Origin of the sequence: Dysgonomonas sp. Marseille-P4677 (genome assembly GCF_016652235.1) — a bacterium.
Lineage (GTDB): Bacteria > Bacteroidota > Bacteroidia > Bacteroidales > Dysgonomonadaceae > Dysgonomonas.
In genome coordinates, this window is sequence record NZ_JAEPKU010000021.1 from 19,531 (window position 1) to 43,438 (window position 23,908).

The 23,908-nt window shown below is 36.1% G+C and carries 19 protein-coding genes and 1 tRNA gene; 6 read left to right on the plus strand and 14 right to left on the minus strand.

Annotated elements, in window-relative coordinates; all coding sequences use genetic code 11:
* Positions 1–81: 81 nt before the first annotated feature.
* The 9 genes from JGH11_RS06215 to def (JGH11_RS06255) form a co-directional block, all read right to left on the minus strand.
* Positions 82–2,136: a tetratricopeptide repeat protein gene (locus JGH11_RS06215; protein WP_201110707.1), complete on the minus strand. Its 2,055-nt coding sequence runs from the start codon at positions 2,134–2,136 to the stop codon at positions 82–84.
* 94 nt (positions 2,137–2,230) lie between these two features.
* Complete coding sequence (locus tag JGH11_RS06220; protein ID WP_201110708.1) at positions 2,231–4,639, minus strand: exopolysaccharide transport family protein; 2,409 nt, start codon at positions 4,637–4,639, stop codon at positions 2,231–2,233.
* An 18-nt stretch (positions 4,640–4,657) separates the two neighbouring features.
* Entirely contained in the window at positions 4,658–5,401 is a 744-nt protein-coding gene (locus tag JGH11_RS06225; RefSeq protein ID WP_201110709.1) for a polysaccharide biosynthesis/export family protein, read from the minus strand.
* 1 nt (position 5,402) lies between these two features.
* Positions 5,403–6,215, minus strand: a complete 813-nt coding sequence (locus JGH11_RS06230; RefSeq protein WP_201110710.1) for a polysaccharide biosynthesis/export family protein — start codon at positions 6,213–6,215, stop codon at positions 5,403–5,405.
* Between the two features lie 19 nt (positions 6,216–6,234).
* Positions 6,235–6,798 (minus strand): peptide deformylase, encoded by a 564-nt coding sequence (gene def, locus JGH11_RS06235; protein ID WP_201110711.1) that lies wholly within the window; start codon positions 6,796–6,798, stop codon positions 6,235–6,237.
* A 13-nt stretch (positions 6,799–6,811) separates the two neighbouring features.
* The gene (gene ruvX / locus JGH11_RS06240; RefSeq protein ID WP_201110712.1) at positions 6,812–7,237 is read right to left on the minus strand and encodes a Holliday junction resolvase RuvX; all 426 of its coding nucleotides are present in this window, start codon (positions 7,235–7,237) and stop codon (positions 6,812–6,814) included.
* Between the two features lie 155 nt (positions 7,238–7,392).
* Positions 7,393–8,199, minus strand: a complete 807-nt coding sequence (gene lptB, locus JGH11_RS06245; protein WP_236263888.1) for an LPS export ABC transporter ATP-binding protein — start codon at positions 8,197–8,199, stop codon at positions 7,393–7,395.
* A gap of 19 nt (positions 8,200–8,218) precedes the next feature.
* The gene (locus tag JGH11_RS06250) at positions 8,219–9,238 is read right to left on the minus strand and encodes a branched-chain amino acid aminotransferase (protein WP_201110713.1); all 1,020 of its coding nucleotides are present in this window, start codon (positions 9,236–9,238) and stop codon (positions 8,219–8,221) included.
* 132 nt (positions 9,239–9,370) lie between these two features.
* Positions 9,371–9,916: a peptide deformylase gene (gene def / locus JGH11_RS06255; RefSeq protein WP_201110714.1), complete on the minus strand. Its 546-nt coding sequence runs from the start codon at positions 9,914–9,916 to the stop codon at positions 9,371–9,373.
* 234 nt (positions 9,917–10,150) lie between these two features.
* On the opposite strand from def (JGH11_RS06255), the gene JGH11_RS06260 reads away from it, so the two are divergent.
* Both JGH11_RS06260 and JGH11_RS06265 read left to right on the plus strand, forming a co-directional pair.
* Positions 10,151–10,633, plus strand: coding sequence for an RNA polymerase sigma factor (locus tag JGH11_RS06260; RefSeq protein WP_201110715.1), 483 nt, complete (start codon positions 10,151–10,153; stop codon positions 10,631–10,633).
* A gap of 12 nt (positions 10,634–10,645) precedes the next feature.
* Positions 10,646–11,224 (plus strand): hypothetical protein, encoded by a 579-nt coding sequence (locus tag JGH11_RS06265; RefSeq protein WP_201110716.1) that lies wholly within the window; start codon positions 10,646–10,648, stop codon positions 11,222–11,224.
* A gap of 93 nt (positions 11,225–11,317) precedes the next feature.
* On the opposite strand, the gene JGH11_RS20450 is transcribed toward JGH11_RS06265, so the two are convergent.
* The 5 genes from JGH11_RS20450 to JGH11_RS06290 form a co-directional block, all read right to left on the minus strand.
* Positions 11,318–11,728 carry a DUF2752 domain-containing protein gene (locus JGH11_RS20450; RefSeq protein ID WP_201110717.1) on the minus strand — a complete coding sequence of 137 codons (411 nt, stop codon included), beginning with the start codon at positions 11,726–11,728 and terminating at the stop codon, positions 11,318–11,320.
* 110 nt (positions 11,729–11,838) lie between these two features.
* Positions 11,839–14,211, minus strand: a complete 2,373-nt coding sequence (locus JGH11_RS06275; protein WP_201110718.1) for a transglycosylase domain-containing protein — start codon at positions 14,209–14,211, stop codon at positions 11,839–11,841.
* 128 nt (positions 14,212–14,339) lie between these two features.
* Positions 14,340–16,778, minus strand: coding sequence for a primosomal protein N' (gene priA / locus JGH11_RS06280; protein WP_201110719.1), 2,439 nt, complete (start codon positions 16,776–16,778; stop codon positions 14,340–14,342).
* An 8-nt stretch (positions 16,779–16,786) separates the two neighbouring features.
* Entirely contained in the window at positions 16,787–17,395 is a 609-nt protein-coding gene (locus tag JGH11_RS06285; protein WP_201110720.1) for an outer membrane beta-barrel protein, read from the minus strand.
* 229 nt (positions 17,396–17,624) lie between these two features.
* Positions 17,625–17,696 (minus strand) — tRNA-Arg (locus tag JGH11_RS06290).
* 295 nt (positions 17,697–17,991) lie between these two features.
* Here JGH11_RS06290 and JGH11_RS06295 point away from each other — a divergent pair.
* The 4 genes from JGH11_RS06295 to JGH11_RS06310 form a co-directional block, all read left to right on the plus strand.
* A complete protein-coding gene (locus JGH11_RS06295; RefSeq protein ID WP_201110721.1) occupies positions 17,992–18,582 on the plus strand; it encodes a DUF3109 family protein in 591 nt (196 codons plus the stop codon).
* A 14-nt stretch (positions 18,583–18,596) separates the two neighbouring features.
* Complete coding sequence (locus JGH11_RS06300; protein ID WP_201110722.1) at positions 18,597–19,118, plus strand: NUDIX domain-containing protein; 522 nt, start codon at positions 18,597–18,599, stop codon at positions 19,116–19,118.
* A complete protein-coding gene (locus JGH11_RS06305; protein WP_201110723.1) occupies positions 19,115–22,111 on the plus strand; it encodes a tetratricopeptide repeat protein in 2,997 nt (998 codons plus the stop codon). Before JGH11_RS06300 ends, JGH11_RS06305 begins: the two co-directional genes overlap by 4 nt.
* Positions 22,112–22,145: 34 nt before the next feature.
* Positions 22,146–23,908: hypothetical protein (locus tag JGH11_RS06310; protein ID WP_201110724.1), on the plus strand; the 1,763-nt coding region annotated here is incomplete at its 3' end.

Consider the following 23,908-nt stretch of genomic DNA (forward strand, 5'->3'; position numbering starts at 1 on the left):
ATAATAAACATCAATCACTATTGCTTTAAAAAAACAACCCTCCACCGGAAATGAAGGGTTGAAAGGATATCTTTGGAGAGTTTATTCTGTCATACGCTTAATTATGCTATATGCTTCCACGACTCCCATTTCTCCTGCTTTGCGCATATCATCTAAAGCTCGGTTTTTATCTTTCACCTGAAAACGGGCAAGCCCTCTGTTGTAATACGCTTCGGCAAACTCCGGATCACGTCTTAATGCCTCATTATAGTCAAGTATAGCTGCACGAAAATCGTTTTGTTTGTAGCGGATTCCTGCTCTGTTATAATAAGCATATATAAATTCAGGATTAAGTTCTATTACTTTATTATAGTTTTTAATAATCAGATCATATTCCATTTTACCCGGATCGATCAGTGTTGCTGTTGATGGCAGAGAGTTGTCCTTTTTGACACCTCCTAAGGTTGCCAGATCTGTCATCTCGCTTTTCTTTTCATATTCAGGGAGGTTCTCTTTTAAATTCAATTGTTTAGTATATACCACAGCAAGGTTGAAGTAAGCCAATGTGAATTTAGGGTCGAGGCCAATTGCTTTGCTAAAATCCTCAATTGAGTTGGTAAAATCCTGAACTAACATGTAGTCCATCGCTCGGGCAAAGTATAAATCAGCATTTGCCGGTTGATCTGCAATTCTTTTGGATAGGTCGTCAATAGATTTAAAATGTTCTTGTATTTGAAGCTCATTTAAAGATGCTTCGCTATTTGTGATCCTAAGTTTCCGGCTCATGATCGATTTTTTATTTACAGCATCTATTAATTGGCTATAGTAGACGAATCTTCTGATATCGTTAGGTTTTTCGTAATATGTTACAATGAATTGAGGCTCTAAATCAAGTTTGACTTGTTTGTTTTGAATTCTACCTCTAGTATCATTATTGTATTTGCTCTTTTCTTCTTCAGTTTTGTCAGCAACAACAAGAAGGTTAAACTTATCGATGTCTTTATCTGATTTTTCTCTTGTTTTATCCTTATCCGATTTTTCTTCAGTTTGTCCTGCTAATAATTCTTTATTTTTACGAGTCTCCTCGTTTCGGGCATAATTAAAGTCTCGTTCAGCCCCTTTCAGGTCATTTTGACGACGTTTGATTTCTGCACGTGTATAAAATCCATGATAAAATTCAGGATATTCGGCTAGGACAGCATTTAAGTCATCCAATGCTCCGGCATAGTCACCAATATTGTTTTTAATAAGAGATCTGTTGAAATAAGCAATATAGTTATTAGGCTCGTATTTTAGTACAACATCAAAGTCGGCTATTGCACGGTTGTCGTCACCCACTTGCGAGCGAAGTAATCCTCGGTTGAATCGTGCTATTATATTGTTGGCATCAAGATCGATAACTTTATCATAGTCAGCCATTGCTCCACGTAAATCATTTTTTGAATATCGGATAAGCCCTCTGTTGATATAATTACCGGTTTGAAGAGGATCTAAACGAATAGCCTCGTCCAGATCATTTAATGCTTCATCATAATCTTTCTTATAATAATGGAGTAATCCTCGCATAGAATAAGATTGCGGTAAATATTTATCCAATTTTATTGCTTGATTATAGTTGTCAAACGCTTGAACCGTATCTCCTTTTTCTTGGAATAATGCACCTCTTGTTAGAAACCCTTGTGTATAAGTAGGGTATAGCTTTAAAAGAGAGTTAAGGTATATTTCTGCTTCATCATAATCCTTTTTTTGAATATTTACTATACCCATATTGATAAGTGCAAATTTGTCATTAGGATATACTTCTAATGTCGTTTTGTAATCTTCGAGAGCTCCATCATAATTATTTTGGTTTTGGCGGGCGTCAGCGCGTAACTGATATGCTTTGGACATGAAGGGATTTCTTTCCAAAGCCAAAGTACAATCATCTTCAGTGCCCTTATAGTCATCAAGATAATATTTAGCTATAGCTCGGTAGAAATATGGCTCGGCTAAATATGGTTTTGCCTTTATAGCCTGATTGAAATACTGAATAGCTAATACGTAATCCTCGAAGTATAGGGAATTACGGCCTATTAAAATAACACGGTCTGTATTGATCTGGGCGTTTGAAAACAGACTACTTAGTAACAGCAGTATTGAGAAAATAAATTTCTTCACGATAGATTGTATTAATCATTGAGCAGCAAATATATGAAAATACATTAATAAAAAAGAAGAGAGACTCTTTGTGCCTCTCTTTTTAATATATTTTTTAGTTTTCGAAATAATCATCGTGGTAGTAGGAGTTCTTTTTGAGGTAATAAGTTTTATCTCCATAATAGCGGGATGTGCCATAATACCCTTCACGTCCTTTTACATCGTTAAATACCAATGCGATATCTTCAACGCCGTCATATTTTAATTGACTTATTACACTTTTGAAGAATGATTTGTTTGTCTTAGCTCGGCGAACTACAAATAAAGTAGTATCTGCTATCTCAGATAATATATAAGCGTCCGAAACTAGTCCTACCGGGCTACAGTCGATAATTACATAATCATAAAGTTCTTTCAGGTGCTCCAATACTTGCCTTGTTTTGGCTGTTTTTATCAACTCACTCGGATTTGGAGGAAGTGTGCCGGCTGGAATAATATCGAATCCATAGTCAGGGTGAGATATGATTATCTCATCAAGGCTTACTTGCCCAATAAGGTAGTTCGAGATTCCTTTTTGAGCCTCTATTTGTAATGTTTTTCCTACCGATGGGCGTCTTAAGTCCAAGTCTATGATTATAACTTTCTTACCCATTAATTGGTAAACAGATGCGATATTAGTGGCTATAAAAGTTTTACCGTCAGCAGGTTCTGTTGAAGTTACTAAAACGGTAATCTTGTTTTCCCGTTGAGCCATGTATTCAATTCGGACTCGCATATTACGGAACGATTCGGCGAAACTTGATTTAGGATAGTTCTTCACCAATACAACTCCATTACTAAGTTTTTTTGATACATTCTCTATCGTTCCAATTACAGGAAGTCCGGATATTTTCTCACACTCTTCTTTTGTCATAATTGAGAAGTTCAATAATTCCTCTTTTATAATAACAAAAGCTAATGGAACTATCAGACCCAATATAAAGAAATACATATAGTTTTTTCCAATCTCACCGCCATTGATAGCGCCACCAAGCTGACGAGGTTCCTCCCATATGGAGTTATCAGAGGTATTCGAAGCCTTTTGTATTTTAGCTTCATACTGCCTTTGGGTCAAATATTGATGGTACATTTCGTTGACTCTGTATTCTCTTTGAAACTTTATCAAATCGCGTTCTTGTGGAGGCAGGTTTTCTATCTTTAGTTCCAGTACTCCGTATTTTCGTACTAAATTGTCTTTCTGATTTTGTAAATTAATTTGAAGTACCTGAATTTCAGTGAGTATCTTTTTTCTTAAATCATTCAGTTGATCGATGGTCTTATTGTAAATCGGATTTTTTGCGCCCAGATTCCTAGCTTTGTCCAATAACGAATTATATTCTATTACATACTCAGTCAACTTCGGATTATGGATATTCAAACTGTTGGGTTCTATTAGGTCTTCACTACCCATTATTGTCTGCTTCATCCTTTCAGTCAATACTAAAATTGATTTTTCTTTTAGAGCTAAAGCATCTTTTTCTCTATTAGCACTATCTAAATCAATTCTAAGAGATGTGGACGAAACGTCATATACACCAGTCTCCTTCTGAAACTTCTCAAGTTTGAGGCGTGATATATCGAGAGAGTCGTTAATCAGTTTTAGCTGATTGTCAAGGAAATCAATTGTTAGTTCAGCTTGTTCATTTTTTAAAGAAAGACTGTATTCTTTAAACTCTTTAAGCAAAGTATTCATATAATCAATATCTCTTGCAGGATCAGTTCCAGACATAGATATTAAGAGAATGGTCGAGTTGTCCCCCTGAGGACCGGAGTTTATTCTTCCATTATACATGCCTATCAGTTGGTCGTTGGATAAGAAATTGAAACTAAACTCTGTAAGGTCGGGTTTGAATGCATTTATATCCGGAACGAATGCTGATGTCTTATGTAACTTTATTTTAAAGAATTTATAGTCTATTTCTTCATTAAACGGAGCTATAATCTTTATTTTTTCATCTTTTTCAGGATCTACCTTATAGCTTATTTCACATTTATTTTGGTCAATGAATGTAAAATCGTATGAATAATAATATGCTTCCGGCTTGGTCTCAATAACCTCTATTTGTATAGGAGTATCGGTGTATAGGCTAAGGGTTTTGAAACGGGTCTTTTTGAAGTAATTGACACGCATATGAGATGGTAGTTTCTCTACAGTTCGTTTGGTTAGCCCATATGATTTTAGTACGATTTGCTGATTTTCGGTATTACGCAAAAGGCTCGCTGTGGGAACAGCTCCTGCTACAATACTTGCCGTATTCTTATCCTCCATTATCATCATTGCCTGTACATAGAATACAGGAACCCAAGACTTATTTTTAATATAAGCATAGGCTAGAAATAGGGCAACTGATATTACGAAAAGATACCAATATTTCAATATTCTATAAAACCAAAGAACAAAGTCGAACGAGATACTAGTCTTTGCTTTAACTTCTTCGAAATAAGGATCTGAATCTACTGTTTTTTTATTGATGTTGATATCCATTGTCTGGGAGTCCTTTCGTTAGAAATTATAAAGAATAGAAAATAGTAGGAATTGTAAAGGGATCAACAGAGTTGTTGTGAATGAACTCAAAGAACTTATGTCGAAAAACGAGTTTTTATTAGTCGGAAAATATATTACATCATTCGGTTGTATATAATAATATTCCGATTGTATAACATCTTGAGTCCTTAAATCAAATGTTTTTTTGTCAGTACCTCCTTCTGCATTTTTTCTAAGGATGGTTACTTTAGTTAAATCCATAGTTCCTGTAGTTTGTTGTGATATGGCCAATGCCTGATATATTGTCAGATTATCTTTATATACCTGATAAGAGCCTCTCTTGTCGTTTGCGTAAATGTAGAAAAAGTTGTTTGCCATAGTCACTTTTACCTGTACATCTTTTACCGACTCCTGCATTACTTTTTGTATAATTGTTTCGGCTTCTTGGACAGTACGCCCTGCAATTTTAGCCGAACCAAAAAATGGAAGAATAACAGTGCTATCTTCATATATAGTATACGTTTTCAGTATATTTTGATTGTCTGATAATACAGTGTTGAATGTAGCAACGAGTTCTGTATCGCTAGATGAAATAGCACAAGAGATCATGTCTCCTACATTAAGCTTATATTCTTTATAATCCACTAAAGGATATTGTTTATTGATGGCCTGAAGATAATTAATCTCCTCACTGGAAATGCAGGATGAGAATAAGCCAATCATAGATATGCCGGATAGCAGAAAGTATATTATGTTTTTCATATTAGAAAACTCTGAGTATTATTATTATAACACTAGCGACTGAAGTTAGCAAACCAAACATCCCAGTGAAAGATGTTGTTGAACCTAAGAATTTACTTTTCGTTTGTGGCACATACAATACATCATTTGGTTGTATGTAATAAAATTCGGTATCAATTATTTCTTTGCTCCTCAAGTCAAATGTCTTGGTTATGGATCCGTTTTCATTTTGACGGATAATAGTCACCTTAGACCTATCACCGTAAGGTCCTATGTTGGTTGCAATAGCCAGAGCCTGATATATGGTCATGGATGTGCTGGTCATTGTTATCCTGTTAGCTCCCGCTTCACCCAGTACACTAAAATATCTATTTGCAAGAGTAACGTCAGCCATTGTACCTTCTGCAAAATCGTTTAGTTTTTTACTGAGTATTGTTTTTATCTGTAACATAGTAAGACCTTGCACATATATTTTCCCGATATAAGGAAAATTAATCGTTCCATCGGCATATATGTTTGTTGGCCTGATATTTCTTGTATTTTCCAAGCCTCTGATTTGTGATCCTACACTTACGCCAGTGCTTTCATTCATGCCTTGGTAAGTAAATTGAGGGGTATATCCCGAAAACATTTTAGCTGTTTCCGGATCCCAAGCGTAGACCACAATACTTAGCTGATCACCGGGAATCACTTTATACTCTTCAGCTTTTACTATAAGCTGAGGGTGATTTAATTTTATGTCTTGTAGTAAGTCTGTTTGTTTGTTTGTTACACACGAACTAAGACTAACAATAACACAGAGTATTATTAAATATATATATCTTATGTTCTTCATAAACCATTATTATTGTTTCTTAGTTTTTTCCTTCTACAGATTTTACTCTGTAGCGACAATTTACACGTCCTTTTATAAGATTGTTGAGTTTGCTCTTAATTAGTTGCTTACGTATACCTGATATTTTATCTATGAAAAGAATCCCTTCTATATGGTCATATTCATGCTGAATACAACGAGCGAAGAAATCGTCGTATACTTCATCGTGGGCTACGAAATTTTCGTCAAGGTATTGTATACGGATTTTTTCCTCTCTCTCTACACTTTCGTTAATTCCCGGTATACTGAGGCAGCCTTCTTCCAATTTTACTATTTCCCCCGTGTATTCTACTATGCGTGGGTTAATAAATACTTTTTTAAATCCTGCATATTTAGGATCATCTTCAGCTAATACTTCCAGGTCGATAACAAAAAGACGTATGTCGCGACCTATCTGAGGTGCAGCCAGTCCAATGCCATCAGCATTGTACATAGTTTCAAACATGTTGTCTATAAGTTCTTTGAGATTAGGATAATCGTTGGGGATGTCTTGCGCTACTTTGCGCAGCACCGGTTGACCGTACAAATATATAGGTAATATCATAATAAATTGTTGTTCACTTGTTTTGTAATCGTAGACTTTCCATATAGCTTTGCAGAATGATAACTGCGCTGACTTCATCCACAAGAGCTTTGTTTTGTCTGTCTTTTTTCTTTAGTCCTGCATCAATAATTGTTTTTTGAGCTAAGGCTGACGTAAACCGTTCGTCATATAATTCAATCTGGATATTTGGATAAAGGGTGCTTAGTTTTTTTACAAAAGGACGAATATGCTTCATGCTTTCAGAATATTCATTATTCATTTGTTTAGGCAACCCGACGACAATACATTCTACCTCTTCTCTCTCCAAATATGATTTCAGATAATCCAAAAGGGTATGGGTGGGAATTGTCGTTAAACCGTTAGCTATGATCTTGAGTGTATCAGATACCGCAATCCCCGTTCTTTTAGTTCCATAATCCAATGCCAGAAATCGTCCCATAATAGCAGGCAAAGGTAGATAAAAAATATTTATTTATCTCTAATATAATTAGATAAATAGTGTAAAAAACGTTCTTTTTACTAGGTATACTTATAAAAGCAGAAACAGGTGAAAGAGTTAACATCTTTCACCTGTTTCTTATCCTTTACTTTTATCTAATTTTTTAGATGTTCGAAGTTTCTTCGTTTTAGTTGGAAATCACGACCCAGGTACTTCTCTCTAACTATTTCGTTATCAGCTAATTCTTCGGCTGTACCTTGGAAAAGAACTTTACCTTCGAATAGTAAGTAAGCCCGGTCTGTAATACTCAGAGTTTCGTCCACATTATGGTCTGTAATGAGTATCCCTATATTTTTATACTTTAACTTAGCTACAATTTCCTGAATATCTTGTACTGCAATAGGGTCTACTCCGGCAAAGGGTTCATCCAGCATAATGAACTTGGGGTTGATAGCCAGACATCGGGCTATTTCAGCTCGTCGCCTTTCTCCACCAGAGAGTCGGTCTCCTGTGTTTTTTCTTACCTTATGTAAACCAAATTCATCAATAAGACTTTCCAGTTTTTCTTTTTGATAAGCTGGCGATGTTTTGGTCATCTCCAAGACAGATCGGATGTTATCTTCTACTGTCATTTTTCTGAAAATAGACGCTTCCTGAGCCAGGTAACCAATCCCGTTTTGCGCACGTTTATATACAGGGAATTTAGTTATTTCTTGTTCGTTGAGAAAGATTTTACCTTCATTAGGCATTACAAGCCCTACAGTCATATAGAAAGTTGTGGTTTTACCAGCTCCGTTAGGTCCTAGCAGTCCCACAATTTCACCTTGCTTTACGTCTATAGATACATGATTTACAACTGTTCTGGATTTATATCGTTTTACCAGATTTTCGGTACGAAGTACCATTCTTTTTTCTGGATCAGCAATAGATTTATCCTTTATTTCTCTTCTTTCTTCTTTCATGCCTATGGGTAGGTATGTTTTATTCTACGATAGTAACCCAACCGTGAGTATCAGGTTCATCACCCTGTTGGATTCCTTTCAGTTTATTATATAATTTTGTACTGATCGGACCGGCATTACCATCCTTAGATATAATATACGATTTGTTTTCATCTATATCATCTACTCTTAGAATAGGGCTGATCACGGCAGCAGTACCAACTTGTCCTGCTTCTTCAAAGGTGGCAAGTTCTTCTTCGGGTACTTGTCTACGCTCTATTTTCATTCCCATATCTTCAGCTAACTGCATCAAACTCTTGTTGGTTATTGATGGCAAAATTGAAGATGAGAGTGGGGTTATATACGTATTATTTTTTATTCCAAAAAAATTGGCTGGTCCACACTCGTCCAGATACTTCTTTTCTCTAGCATCCAGATATAGAACAGCAGAATAACCCATTTCGTGTGCTTTATGGCCGGCAACAAGACTTGCTGCATAATTGCCACCTATTTTTATTGTCCCTGTTCCTAGTGGAGCGGCCCGGTCGTATCCACGAAGAATGGCTACAGGAGTTGGCTTGAATCCTTCTTTAAAGTAAGGGCCTACAGGGGTTACAAATACAAGGAATAAATATTCATTTGCAGGTTTAACTCCGACCTGTGGACTCACCCCTAGAAGTAGAGGTCGTATATATAATGAAGCTCCGCTTCCATAAGGAGGAACAAAGCGTTCATTTAATTTTACAGCTTTTAATACAGTTTCTTCAAATACTTCGACAGGAAGCTCGGCCATCATAATGCCATGACACGAAGATTGCATGCGCAGAGCATTGTCTCTCATTCTGAATATACGTATTTTCCCGTCTTTACCTCTGAATGCTTTTAACCCTTCGAATGCTTCCTGACCGTAATGGAGACAAGTTGCTGCCATATGGATGTCGATACTTTCAGATGTTGTTTCGGTAGGTGTGCTCCACACGCCATCTTTGTAGTGACTTCTTACATTGTAATCTGTCTTTATATATCCAAAAGACAAATTTGACCAGTCTATTGCATTCATAATTAATAAAAGTTTTTTTGGGTCAATATAGTTGATAGATTTGTTTATTTTACAAAAATACAATTTTAGCTGATAAAAGGGTTTAAAAGTATTATAATGTTTTAATAAAAACTGTTATTGTAACATTTCATTTCATTCGCAAAGCCTATCTATGAATAAAGTTCCTTGCAAATGATCGAATTCATGTTGGAAAATGATCCCGGTAAAGTCGCCTCCGCGAGACTGTCCGGAAAGTCGTTCTTTTATTAGTTCGCCGTTTTCGTTATAATACTCTACATCTATCCATGCATAACGCTTTGTTATACCCGATAAATCTGGGATTGATAAACATCCGTCACCTTCAAAACATATAATTTCATCCGAATGGTTTACTATCCGGGGGTTAATGGCAACAACAACAGATTTATCGGGTTTGTCTATCCGCATAAAAAGAAACAGGTTACGCCCTATGCCTACCTGAGGTGCGGCTATACCTACTCCCGATTCTATAGCCAATGTTAGTTTCAGTCGTTGAATAAAGTGTTGCCAGTCTTTATCTTTTGAAATTTTAGAGGGATTATTTATATCTGAACTCTTTCTTCTTAAAAAGATAGAGTCTTCTTTATTGGTTGTTTGTAAAACTCTGAATGGTGTTTCAATACCTGAATTATTGGTTAATGTCTTTTCTTTTTCGGTCATATTTTTAATTGAATTACATGCGGATAAACTAATTCCGAAGATCAGTATATATATAAATCTTTTCACATCAATACAAATTGAAATTGATCGTAAAGATAAGAAAAAAGCAAGCTATATTTGGGTATCCGTTTCAAGTTATGTGAATTATAATAGATATGGAAAAAGAAAAATATCTATTATTGTGTGACAATTTGCGTAAAATAGCGACAAATTTATTGTAAACTATTTGTAAGAATGAGAGAGGTAGCGAGAGATGATGAACAATTCTTAGAAATGATACGTCAAAATGAAGGTGTCATTTATAAGGTTACCTCTTTTTATGCCGATGCGGAGCATCCTATAGGGGATCTTTATCAGGAAGTAGTACTGAATCTGTGGAAGTCTTTTTCTTCATTCCGAGGAGAGAGTAAGTGTTCGACATGGATATATCGTATTGCTCTGAATACGTGTATTTCTTTTTATCGTCGTAGTAAAAAGAATGTGACTTATGTGAATATATCAATGGATATACCTGATACAGTAGATAATAGTGAAGCTATACAAGAACTGTATAAATTAATAAATTGCTTAGGGAAAATAGAACGAGCTTTAGTCTTGCTTTATCTTGATGATAAGTCATATAAAGAAATAGCTGAAATAACGGGGCTATCTGTTACTAATGTAGCTACAAAGTTGAGTCGGATTAAAGAAAAGCTAAGGCATATGTCGAATGAGTAAAAATAAATCGTTATGGATTTAGATAATATAAAAAAAACATGGCAGGAAACAAATCTGAAACCTACCATAAATGAAGATAAAATACGGAAAATGATCTCCAATAAAGGGAAAAGTGCATTCAGAAGGCTACTTTTTCACGAAAAGTTGGGGCTGTTTATACTTATAATATTTATCCCAATAGGTTACTTTGTCCTCGAGCGCCATACTTCAATGAGAGTAATTTATTTGATAACAACTTTGTCTGGAATCGTATGGCAACTTTATAAAATAAATAGGCTCAAGAAGGTTGATCTGCAACTGATGACTATTACTCAAGTGTCTAAGCATATACATTGGTACCGAACAGCTATACTAAAAGAGATATCTTTTGGTGTTGTATGGTTTATTCTTTTCTTTATTCTTTTAGGATATTTAGATATTTCTGAAAATACAGATCATCTATTAAGACGTATTGTAGCTCTGTCTATTGTAATAGTAGTTGGGTTAGTTTTTGTTTTATTGACGTATAGACTATTGTATTTGAATAACATAAAGAAATTACAAGCTTCAATAAAAGAAATTGAAGAATTTGAAAAGGGTAATAAAGAATGATATAATATTATGTAATATTTGGGGTGTCTAGGATTAAAAACTGAAAGAATCACATAGTTGTTGGTTATTTCTAGCCTAACTCAAAAGATAGAATTAAATCAGGTTTCTCCCTATCCAGAATAAAAGAATAATTATCAAGATGCCCCAAATTGCAGTTTTTGAAAAAACTATTTTTCTTATTTTGGGAAATTTCTCTTTACCTCCGAAGTATTCAATATATATACATAAAATAATATATGGGATCACAAGTATTAACAGGGCATTGCTGAGAAAAGCCTCTTTTATTCTGAGATGCAAAAGATGGTGTATTGCTCTTTGCGATCCACATCCCGGGCAATCCAGTCCTGTCATAGAATGAAATACACATTTGGGGAATAAATCCGATTCCTCTGGGCTGAAGAGATAGTAAAACAAACCTCCTGTCAGTAGTAAAAATACTATTGCTAAAAGTTGTTGGATATGTTTGCTTTTTTTTCTTGGTTGCTTATCTCCTTTATTTAACATCTTATTAAATAAGAAAGCCTACTGTTCTACATTGTTGGCTTTGATTTAATTTATGTTGTTCATACCAAGATAATCACCTTTCCCTAGATTAATATGTAATAGGTTTATTCCTATTTAAACATTTTATCTATTCCAACATGACTATCATGTTCATCAGGTATATCTTCATCTGTGCCCCTGTCGCAAATACCATATCCGGGAACTGTTACAAACTGATCAGTTTGTTTATATCCAAGTTTCGGGTTGGCATATACTTTTTTCATAAACAGTCCGAAAATTGGTAGAGCCATAGCTGCTCCTTGTCCATCACTGGTTCGATCGAAATGGATTGAACGGTCTTCTCCACCTACCCAACAACCTGCGGCTAATTTGGGTGAAAAGCCCATAAACCATCCGTCAGAGTTATTCTGAGTTGTACCTGTTTTACCTCCCATTGGTGCTGTGATTCCGTAGTTTCTTCTCACACGGCCCCCTGTGCCACCATCAATTACACCACGAAGCATGTCAAGCATTTTCACATAAGAACCCTCACTAAAGACTTCTTGTAGCTTAGGTGTGAAGTTTGCTATCGTGTTTCCGGAACGATCTTCGATATGCGTGATGTAGAGAGGTACTGAACGAACACCTTTATTTGCAAAAGCCGTATAAGCAGCAGTCATTTCAGATACAGATACATCGTGAGTACCTAAAGCCATAGAAACAACAGGATCTATTCGTCCTGTAATGCCAAAGGAATGTAGGAGACGAGCGAATGTATATGGAGATGTTCTACTCATCAGATAAGCAGTAACAAGATTGTCGGAGTTTTGTAAGCCCCATTTTATTGTAACTTTCTCACCATATTTGGACGATCGGCCTCCACGTGGAGTCCATTCTTTTCCACTTTCTGTTATTAAAGTCTGTGGCACATATAACATTTCGTCACAAGGTGTTGCTCCTTCTTCCATAGCCAGTGTATATAGGTATGGTTTTATTGTGGACCCTACTTGCCGGCGCCCCATGTTTACCATGTCGTACTGGAAGTATTTATAGTCAATTCCGCCTACGTAGGCTTTTACATAGCCTGTGTGTACATCCATAGCCATGAATCCTGTGCGTAAGAAACTTTTGTGATAGCGAATCGAATCCCATGGAGTCATTACAGTATCAATCTCTCCTTTCCACGAGAACACTTTCATATCTATAGGTTTCTTAAATTCGGCATATATCTCTTTCTCCGAAATACCACTTTTTTTCAAATTCTTGTATCGGTCTGTATTTTTCATTGCCCGATATAGAATAGTATCCACATCTTTGGCAACCGAAGATGAAAACGGAGCATACTTCCTTCCTTTCTTTTCTTTATCAAAGTCGGGTTGTAATTCTTTGCTAAGATGCTCTGTTACGGCTTCTTCTGCATATTGCTGCATACGCGAATCGATGGTTGTGTATATTTTAAGGCCGTCTGTCGATAAGTTGTAGCTACTGCCATCGGGTTTTTTATTTTTATTACACCATCCATATAGAGGGTCAGTTTCCCAACTTAGCGAATCATTTGCATATTGTTCTATTTGCCATGAAGCATAATTCGATTTATCCGGTTTTTTTGCATTTAGAGTCATTCTGAGATATTCTCTCAAATATGGTGCTAATCCGGCATTATGGCTGGCTCTTCTATAATCTAGCTTTAGAGGTTTTACTTTTAAAGAATCTAATTGTTGGTCTGTGATATAGTCATATCTGTTCATTTGTGAAAATACAACATTTCGGCGATTTTTTGTAACCTCAGGTCTTACCCTCGGATTGTATAACGACGAATTGTTGCACATACCAACAAGCATGGCGGCCTCTTCCATAGAAAGATCTTTAGGTTTCTTGCCGAAATATACCTGAGCTGCAGATTGTATTCCTACAGCATTGTTCCCAAAGTCGTATTGGTTAAGATATAAATTTATAATTTCATCTTTAGTATAATATCTTTCAAGTTTGACTGCTATTACCCATTCGATAGGTTTGCGCAGAAACATACGTACCATCCAGTTTTCGGCAGGTGGGGAGTATAGCTGTTTTGCCAATTGTTGTGTAATTGTACTACCACCACTGGTTTTTTGTCCTGTAACTGTTTTTACGATGGCCCGAGTAAGACCTATAATGTCTATTCCCGAATGAGAATAGTATCTGGCATCCTCAGTGGCAACTAAGGCTTGTACAAGATAAGGTGGTAGATCTTCGTAATTAGAATAAATGCGGTTGTTTCGAGCTTGTGAGTAAGTGCCTAATTGTACAGCATCAGATGAATATACTTGAGATGCATATTTATCTATCGGATTTTCCAATTCTTCCACATCGGGCATATAGCCTATAACTCCGGTACTGATTAATGTGAATAGGATAATAACTAGTCCAATAATACAACCAAAAGCCATCCATAACTTTTTAACAATATCTTTTGGTGTGTATTTGCTAAAAAATATTCCTTTTTTTGATTTTGCTTTCTTATTCATATATAAGTTTAAGTCTTATGTGGGTGCAAATTTAAATAAAACGTTTCAATTATGCAGATAAAAATACTTAAATGCTTAAATGCCTATTTTTTGAAAGGTTACGAGGGTTTATGAGAGACTAGTTAGAATTACATTGGATCTACATCGTAATGTAATAAGATAGACTTGAAAGCCGGATTTGTAAAGATAACAGACTGATGATAGTTTATCATCTCCCTTACTTTTTGTATCGATGCGTTATTCTCTATTTTTAGTAGAATGTTTCGTATATATAGTGATTGTATTCGTGATATAGCAGGCTTGCTCGGACCAAGGATTCTTTCCCCAAAAGGTTGTTTGAGAGCTTCGGCCAATTGAGTAGAGGTATTCTCTACAAGGGACTCATCCCGTCCACGGATAACAATCGAAATAAGTCTGAAAAATGGGGGATATCGAAATAGTCTGCGTTCTTCTAACTGCGCCAGATAAAAGGATTCGTAATCATTTTCTCTCACACATTTTATCAAGGGGTGCTCAGGATGTGCAGTCTGTAGAATAACAAGACCCTGCTTATTTTTTCGTCCGGCTCGTCCGCTAACCTGAGTCATTAACTGATAAGCTTTCTCATATGCTCTGAAGTCAGGGTAGTTAAGGAGATTGTCGGCATTTAATATTCCTACAATAGATACATTGTCGAAATCCAGCCCTTTCGATATCATTTGTGTACCGATCAATATATTCGTCTCGTTGTTTTCGAATTTAGAAATAATCTGTTCGTATGACTTTTTTCCTCGTGTAGTGTCAAGGTCCATACGGGCAATTGAAGCTTCGGGAATAATTGTATTTACCTCTTCTTCTATACGTTCTGTACCATAACCAAGAAATTCAAGTGTAGGGGTTTTACATTCATCGCAAAGAGTTGGTACATTGTATGTAGCTCCGCAGTAGTGACATACGAGCATTCGTTGATATTTATGATATGTGAGGCTGACATCACAATGTGTGCAATGTGGGGTCCATGAGCAGTTCTTACATTCGAGCATAGAAGAGAAGCCACGCCTGTTTTGGAAAAGAATTACTTGTTCTTTTCTATTCAGTGTCTCTCTTATCTTATCTATCAGAGGTGGGGATAAGATGGACTTCATTTGCTTTTTACGCCTTAACTCTTTTGTGTTTATGACAGCGATGTGCGGAAGCTCTATGTTTTCGTGCCTTTGAGTTAATCTTACTAGCCCATATCTTCCCGAAAGAGCATTGTTGTATGATTCGATTGAAGGTGTAGCAGTACCCAACAGAACTTTTGCATTATGCATATTTGCCAGAACAATAGCCGAATTGCGGGCGTTGTATCTAGGGGCCGGATCTTGTTGTTTATATGATCCTTCATGCTCTTCGTCCACGATAATCAGGTCGAGTTTGTTGAATGGTAGAAAGATAGCCGAGCGAGCTCCTAGTATTACTTGGACTTCATCATCTTTCAATAACTTCTTCCATGTTTCTGCCCGTTCATTGTCATTAAATCTAGAATGGTATACGGCCAGTTTATTGCCAAAGACCGTTTTCAATCGGTTCGTAATTTGGGTGGTAAGCGCAATCTCAGGTAAAAGATAGAGAACTTGCTTTCCTTTACTGATTGCATCCTTTATGAGTTGGATATATATTTCGGTTTTTCCACTGGAGGTTACACCATATAACAAAGTTGTTTCTTTCTCCTTGAATGAATTGGTGATTTCCGTATATGCTTTTTGTTGATGTATATTTAGCATATAGGCTGAATCCATATTTTCATCACCATAATCGAATCTGCTTATTTCATGATCATAAATGTCTAAGAATCCTTTTTTTACCAATTCGGAAAGCACAGATGGAGATATCGAAGTTTCATCCAGTAGTCGTTTTTTTGTAATAAGTTTATCCGACTTATTTATATCTAAGAATATCGATAGTAAATATTGTTGTTTTTTTGCTCGGCTTAGTTCATCCAGAATATTATTTAGTTCCTCCTCAGTAAATTGTTTCGCTAAACGGACTACAGGTTGAGTCTTAGCCGTATAGGTATTTTGAATATTTTCGTTTATGTAGATAGCCTTTTTGTCTGTTAATGATTTTATCGTCGGGATTATATTTGATAAGCCTGACTTTTTTTCTATTTCGGCTATGCTAAAAGGTTTGTCGGGCGAAAGTAGAAAGAAAACTTTTTGTTCGTTCGATGTAAATGGCTCTAAGGCTTCAAAGTCAGAATTTAATAAAATATGGGTTTCGCTTTCGAGCTTCAATGCCGAGGGAACAGCCGCCTTGTAAACATCACCAAGAGAGCACATATAATAAAAAGAAACCCACTCCCAAAATTTCATTTGGAGAGGGGTCACAATAGGAGTGTCTTCAAGAGTGGAGACAATATCTTTTATCGGAGATTGCTTTTCTTCCGATTCATATATTTTGAATACAATTGCCGTGTAAAATTTTTTCTTCCCAAATTGTACAATTACTCTACTACCTTCTTTTACAGTGAAAGGTAAATCAGGCGGAATAATATACGTGTAGAAGCCTTGTAATGGAAGGGGTAATACTACGTCGGCGTAAAGCATTTTTAATTTTAGAAGTAATAATTAAGCCCTACAGTCCAGGTTTGATTTTTCTTGTTTTGGAATATACCTGCATCCATATATTCATCTCCATAGTTCTTTGTAAGATCACCACGAAAATACAGGCCTACATCAATACGGCGAAGTACAGTTACTCCTGCACCTGCACCTAACCCCAAAATGAAATTTTTAGACTTATATTCGTTAATTACATCCTTAACCTTAATGCTACCACCATTAACTTTAACATTACCATAAGCCCCTCCGGTGAAGAATACACCAAATACGGGTCCAAGTCCGATACGTTGCTTGATATTTACCGGGATGCTGATGTAGTCGTAGTCAGATATAGTGGCATCAGCGGTCTTATCTTCTATTTTATACTCCTTGCGACCATACAGGACCGAAACTTCTCCTCCGAAACCCGAAGCCGGAACTATAAACTCTACTGAAGGTCCTATCTGGTAGCCTAATCTATTGCTCGTTTTTAGAATGTTGAGATCAAGCTTGTTATTAACTACATCAATACCTCCTTTTACACCAAATCTGATTTGAGCCGATGTATTGATGCTAAATAACAGTAGGGATAATCCTAGTAATAATAAATATTTTGTTCTCATAATGTAATTCATTTTAAAAAAAATATATATGATTATAACAAATAGGAAGAATGATGGTTTACCTACATCACAAAAGTAAGCAAAAAACAATGATAAATACTTTTGGCAGATGTGAAAAAAATAAAAGGTATACTTGTTGTATATTGTTGGACTTTTTATTGAAAAGATATTTATGAATATCAGAACTGGATAAATAAATGAAAAACCCGCTGTTTAGACGGGTTCTGAGTAGCACAGCCGGGAATCGAACCCGAATCTAAAGTTTAGGAAACTTCTATTCTATCCATTGAACTACTGCGCCGGAAGGCTAAATTGTCCTGCCTTTAAAGAAATCAAGTGCAAAAATAAGAGAATTTCCGACATAAGGCAAATGCTTTTGTTAAATTCGAATACGTAACTAAGATTCATATTAATATTCGGTCACTTGTTAAATGACGGATGTTAGCATATTTGCTTCTGAATTTGAGTGGAGGAGGGATCGCTCGTAAACCTTAATTAACAGGTAAAGGTGTATATCATGTGGATACAAAAATGTATCTTTATAGCCAAATATTAAATATATTATAATAAATCAAGATAAGTTAAAACGAAAATAAATGTTTCAAATCAACGATACGATAGTTGCAACGGATATCATAGAAGAAAATTTCCTTTGTGACTTGTCTGTTTGTAAAGGGGAATGTTGTGTAGAAGGCGAATCCGGGGCTCCTCTGGAAGATGAAGAAGTTAAGATTATAGAGGATATCTTACCTAAAGTTTGGGATGACCTCTCTCCCCAGGCTCAGCAAGTAATTAAAGAACAAGGTGTAGCTTATCAAGATACCGATGGGGATATGGTAACCTCTATTGTAAATGGTAAGGACTGTGTTTTTACTTATTACGATGAGAAAGGAATTTGTAAATGTGCTATAGAAAAGGCCTACCGGGAGGGGCGAGTAGATTTCTACAAACCCATTTCCTGTCATTTATATCCAATACGTTTAGAAAAATACAGAGAATTTACTGCTGTTAACTATCATCGTTGGCGTGTTTGTAAAGCAGCAGTATTGCTTGGTAATAAAGAAGGCCTCAAGATATATCAGTTTCTTAAAGAGCCGCTTATTCGTCGGTTTGGAGAAGATTGGTATAAAGAACTTACTTTGATTGCGGACGAATACACAAAAGAGAAGGGAATTCAGAGTACATAACTAAATAATAAAGGATGCATCCTCTAACACAATTTAAATATTGCCCAAAATGTGGTTCAGACCATTTTATAGAAAATAATTTCAAATCGAAAAGATGTGAACAATGTGGATTCATCTATTATTTCAATTCTTGTTCTTCTACAATAGCTATTATTATAAACGATAAAAATGAATTACTGGTAGCCACCCGTGCACATGAACCGGTTAAGGGAACATTAGATCTTCCCGGAGGCTTTGTAGATATGGAAGAAACGGGAGAGGAAGCAGTGATTCGTGAAGTAAAAGAAGAGACAAATCTAGAAGTGAAAGATACAAGGTATCTATTTTCGATTCCTAATAAATATATATATTCAGAATTTGAAGTTCAGACTTTAGATCTAGTATATCTTTGTCAGATAGGAGATACACAAAATCTGAAGGCGGCGGATGATGTTTCTAAACTTGAATTTATTAAAATATCAGATCTTAATCCGGACTTATTCGGACTGATCTCAGTGAAAGAAGTGATTAAGAAAATACAAAAAATGAAAATATGAAGAGACTACTTGTAGCATTAGGAGTTGTGTTGAGCATGCAATATGCTTCTGCACAAAAGTCTGTGTATACGGAACTGCCCGGCAGGCTTTTTACACAAGGAAAAGAGATGTTTATAGACGATAACTTTGTTGGGTGTATAAACACATTGGAAGAGTTTAAAAAGAAATCATCGGACGAAAAGTTAATGCCCGAAGCAGATTATATGCTTGTTAGCTCCATGTATTATATGGGAACTGCCGATATTGCAAATAAGTTGAAAGATTATCTTGAGCAATATCCCGAAACATATCATCGCAATCAGATTTGTTTTTTCATTGGATCTACACATTTTGCTGAAAAAGACTGGAAAAAGGCTTTGTATTGGCTGTCTCAGGCCGATGTTGATTACCTGAATGTAAAGGAGCAAGAAGATTATAGTTATAGAACAGCTTATGCAAATCTACAAACTGGCAATAGAGCAGAGGCAAAACGTCTTTTTGGCCTCTTAACTCGTAATAGTCAGAAATATGCAGAGCCGGCGTCATACTATTTGGCTTATGCAAATTTTCAGGATGGAGAGTACAATCTGGCTATACCAATTTTTAGAAAACTAAAAAGTAAGTCGGAATATAAAGAGACTTCCACATTCTTTCTTATGCAGTCGGCTTATTTGCAAGGAGACCTAAATGAAACACTATCAGTTGGACGAGATTACATCAACTCATATCCGAATAGTACAAATACAACGGAAGTATACCGTTTGTTAGCTAACAGCTATTATCGTCAGGGTGATATTCGAAATGCTATTCAGAATTATGAAAAACATATGGAAACTGCGCCTGCCCTTTTCCGCGAAGATATGTATCAATTAGCTGAAGCTTATTATCAAACGGGAGCATATGGTAATGCGGTGAATGCTTTGAAAAAAGATGTGGCTTCTACCGACGATTTATTGGGACAAGCCGGTTATATGCTTTTGGGACAATCATACCTGAAAGTAAATGATATTTCAAATGCGATTATGGCATTCGATGCTGCAGCACGTACTAAATTTAATACTACCATTAGCGAAGAGGCTTTATATAATTATGTAATGCTTATGAATCGTGATGGCGGTTCGGCTTTCGGACAAGCAATCACTGCCTCCCAACGATTTCTAACGGAATATCCATCTTCGAAATATACAGACGAAGTGAATGGTGCATTAGCAACGACACTCTTGTCTACTAAAAATTATAATACAGCACTGTCTGCTATTAATACTATTAAATCGCCGGGGAGACAAATATTGGACGCCAAACAATTAATTTTATTTCAATTAGGTGTTCAAGAGTCTATAGACGGACAATACGATGCTGCCGAAAGAGATCTGAATGCAGCCATTAATATGGGAAACTACAATACCGAAGCCAAAAATGAAGCTTATTTTTGGCGTGGAGATATTGCTTATCGCAAAGGCGACTATTCGGCCGCAGCCCGCGATTACTCGACTTATATAGCGCAAGTGTCGCCAAGGCAGGCAAATTACCCACTAGCTTTGTACAATCTGGCTTATACTGATTTTCAGCAGAAGAATTACAATAAGGCTTTGACTAATTTTAAGAAATATACATCTGCAGAAGTTAATCGCCAATCAGCCAATTATCCGGATGCTTTAAATCGTATCGGAGACTGTTATCTGTTCAACCGTAATTTCTCAGATGCAGAAAGCTATTATTCTCAGGCAGCTAATATTAATCCTACAAACGCCGACTATTCAGAATTTCAGAAAGCATTCGTATTGGGTCTTCAACGAAATTACAATGGAAAAATATCCGCGTTGAACAGCATGATGGCTAAGTATCCGAACTCTAATTATTTTGATAATGCATTATATGAAAAGAGTAGAGCCTTAGTAATGCTGAACAAAGAATCTGAAGCAATTTCTGTTTTAGAAAAACTATTGAAAGAATATCCAAAATCTAATTTAGCACAGAAAGCCGGTGTGCAATTAGGTCAGCTATACTTCAATACCAATAATCCACAGAAGTCTATAGCAGCTTATAAACAGGTTGTTGATAGCTATCCCAATACAGAAGAAGCTCGTACTGCTATTCAGAGTTTAGAAGGTGTTTATAAAGATATAAATGATATAGGTTCTTATGCTTCATATGTAAACTCCTTGGGTAAGGGAACTATTCTTTCAGCCACACGCCAGGATTCGCTTACATATCTGGCAGCAGAGAATGTATATATGAAAGGGCGTAAAGATGATTCAAAAGTTGCATTGAACAAATATTTGCAAGCATACCCTAGGGGAGTATTTACTAGTGATGCCAATTTTTATCTAGGTAGTATGGCTTTTGAAGCTAAAGATTTTACATCGGCTTTAGACCATTTCAAAGAAGTTATCAATAGTAATAATCCTAAATATATTGATGATGCATTGATTTATGCATCAGGTATAGAATTTGACAGAAAAAATTATGAATCGGCTTATGCAGCATACGAACATTTGAACATGGTAGCATCCAATATAGCAAATAAAGATGTAGCTCAATTGGGTATGTTGCGTTGCGCTTATCTGATGAAAAAAGACAACGAAGTAGTTGCGGCAGCAGACAAGCTACTACAAGGTAGTAAAACAGGAAGTGTAGCAAACGAAGCTCGTTTCTATAGAGGCCAATCGTTGAAAAATCTAGGACAAGGAGATAAGGCTATCGCCGATTTGCAGGAAGTAGCTAAAGATACTCGTTCTGTATTCGGTGCCGAATCACAATATTTGTTGGCTGAAATATATTATCAAGCAAAATCATACGATAAGGCAGAAAAACAAGTACAAGCCTTTATGAAAGAAGGTACACCGCACGAATACTGGATGGCGCGTGCCGTTGTTGTATTGGCAGATGTATATGCAGCTAAGGGCGATAAGTTCCAAGCTCGTCAGTATCTCGAAAGTTTGCAAGCGAACTATAAAGGGTCTGAATCAGATCTGAAGGATATGATATCAAAACGTCTTGCAGACTTGAAATAATATGAGGATATACAAAATAGAAAAAAGAATAACGATGAAGAAAATATTATATAAATCGGTTTTTGCTATGGCTTTAGGCTTTGTGAGTTTGGCAGCCGTAGCCCAGAAAGATTCTACTATAATCCGTCAGGTATTACTTGAGCGTGATTATAATCCGACATTACAGGATGCTTCCAAAATAAATACATTGCCATCTATATACTCTCCGATAATCAAGCCGAAGGAATTAAAATATCTAAGTTCAGTTCCTCAGATTTCATTAGCTAACAATAAATTGGGAAGTGCTGAGCCCGGAGATATAAAAACAGGTGTAGATTATAGTAAGAAGCGAGGTTATCTCAATTTAGGAGCCGGTAGTAATTCGAATATAGAAGGAGCGTTAGGATATAGAATAGTTCATGCAACAAGAGATCGGTTAGATATTTTTGCCACTCATTCATCCACTAGTGGTACTGTCGATTATCTTCAAAAGAATTTAGAACTGGAAGATGCCAAGGCAAAATATTCAGCAAGCAAGATCAATCTGGAGTATGAACATACATTCGATCCATCTATTTTGTGGATAGATGCCTCTTTCTATAATACGTCATATAACTATTATGGTAATCCTTTTATCGCTAAAAGTTCTCCGGAAATTAATCGTTTCGATTTAGATTCTCGTCAGAATGTAGATGTATTCAGCGTAGGCGCAGGCCTTAAGTCAAGAGAGGAAAGTGAGAGTATATTAAAATATGATGCAGGAATTACGTATCAGAACTTTAAGAACAAGTATGGTTATCAAGTCGCAGGTGAAGGGCCTAAAGGTGGACAAATTGATTTAAATGCTAATTTCTTCACTGATTTTGGTTCAGATAAATCTATTGGTGTAAAAGGATGGTTGATGAATCAGTCTTTTAGCGATAATTCTATATATATGCCTGATGCCTATCATAGCCTGACAAGTATTACGGCAACTCCTTATATCAAGTTTCAGGGAAGCAGCTGGAACGCTGACTTAGGTGTGAACGTGAGTACTGTATTCGATGTTAAGAATAAGATATTATTTTCCCCTAACTTAAAAGCAGCTATTCATATTGATGAAAAGAATACTTTCTATGCTGAGGCTACAGGTGGTATTAACAACAACACTTTTCTGGATATTTTGCAAGAAAACAGATATGTCAATCTTTGGTCGAGAATAGAATATTCTAAAACACTTTATGATCTTAAGGCCGGCTTTAAATCAGGGGTTGTTGAGGGTTTCGAGTTTGATATATTTGCAGGCTATAAGCAAACAGACAAGGATCATTTGTATATTTATCAGAATAATCTAGAGAATAGTCTTGTATCTGAGGGTGCTTGGGGAAATGTAAGTGCACCTGTATATGCAAATATAGGTACAGGGAATATCGGAGGCCTTATAAAAACCAATCTAATTCCTTATACGGACCTTTCGGCCAGACTCACAGCTTATTTTTATAATGTAAAATATAAGGATGCTTATGTGGCATATGTTGGTTCTCCTACGCTGTCCGACTTTTCTGAGAAGAAGGCTTGGGGTAGACCTGCATTCACTGCCGAATTAAATGCAGATGTTAAACCAATCAGTAACCTGACTCTTTCAGTCAATTACTTATACGCCGGTGGCCGTAAAACTATTTTTAGAACATCGATGGTTCAACAGTGGCAAGTGTTGAAAATGAAGGATATAAATGAGTTGAACTTTAAAGGTGAGTATCAGTTAACAGACTGGTTATCGGTAAATGCAAGACTTAATAATATTTTGTTTCAGAAATATGAATTGCAATATGGATATCC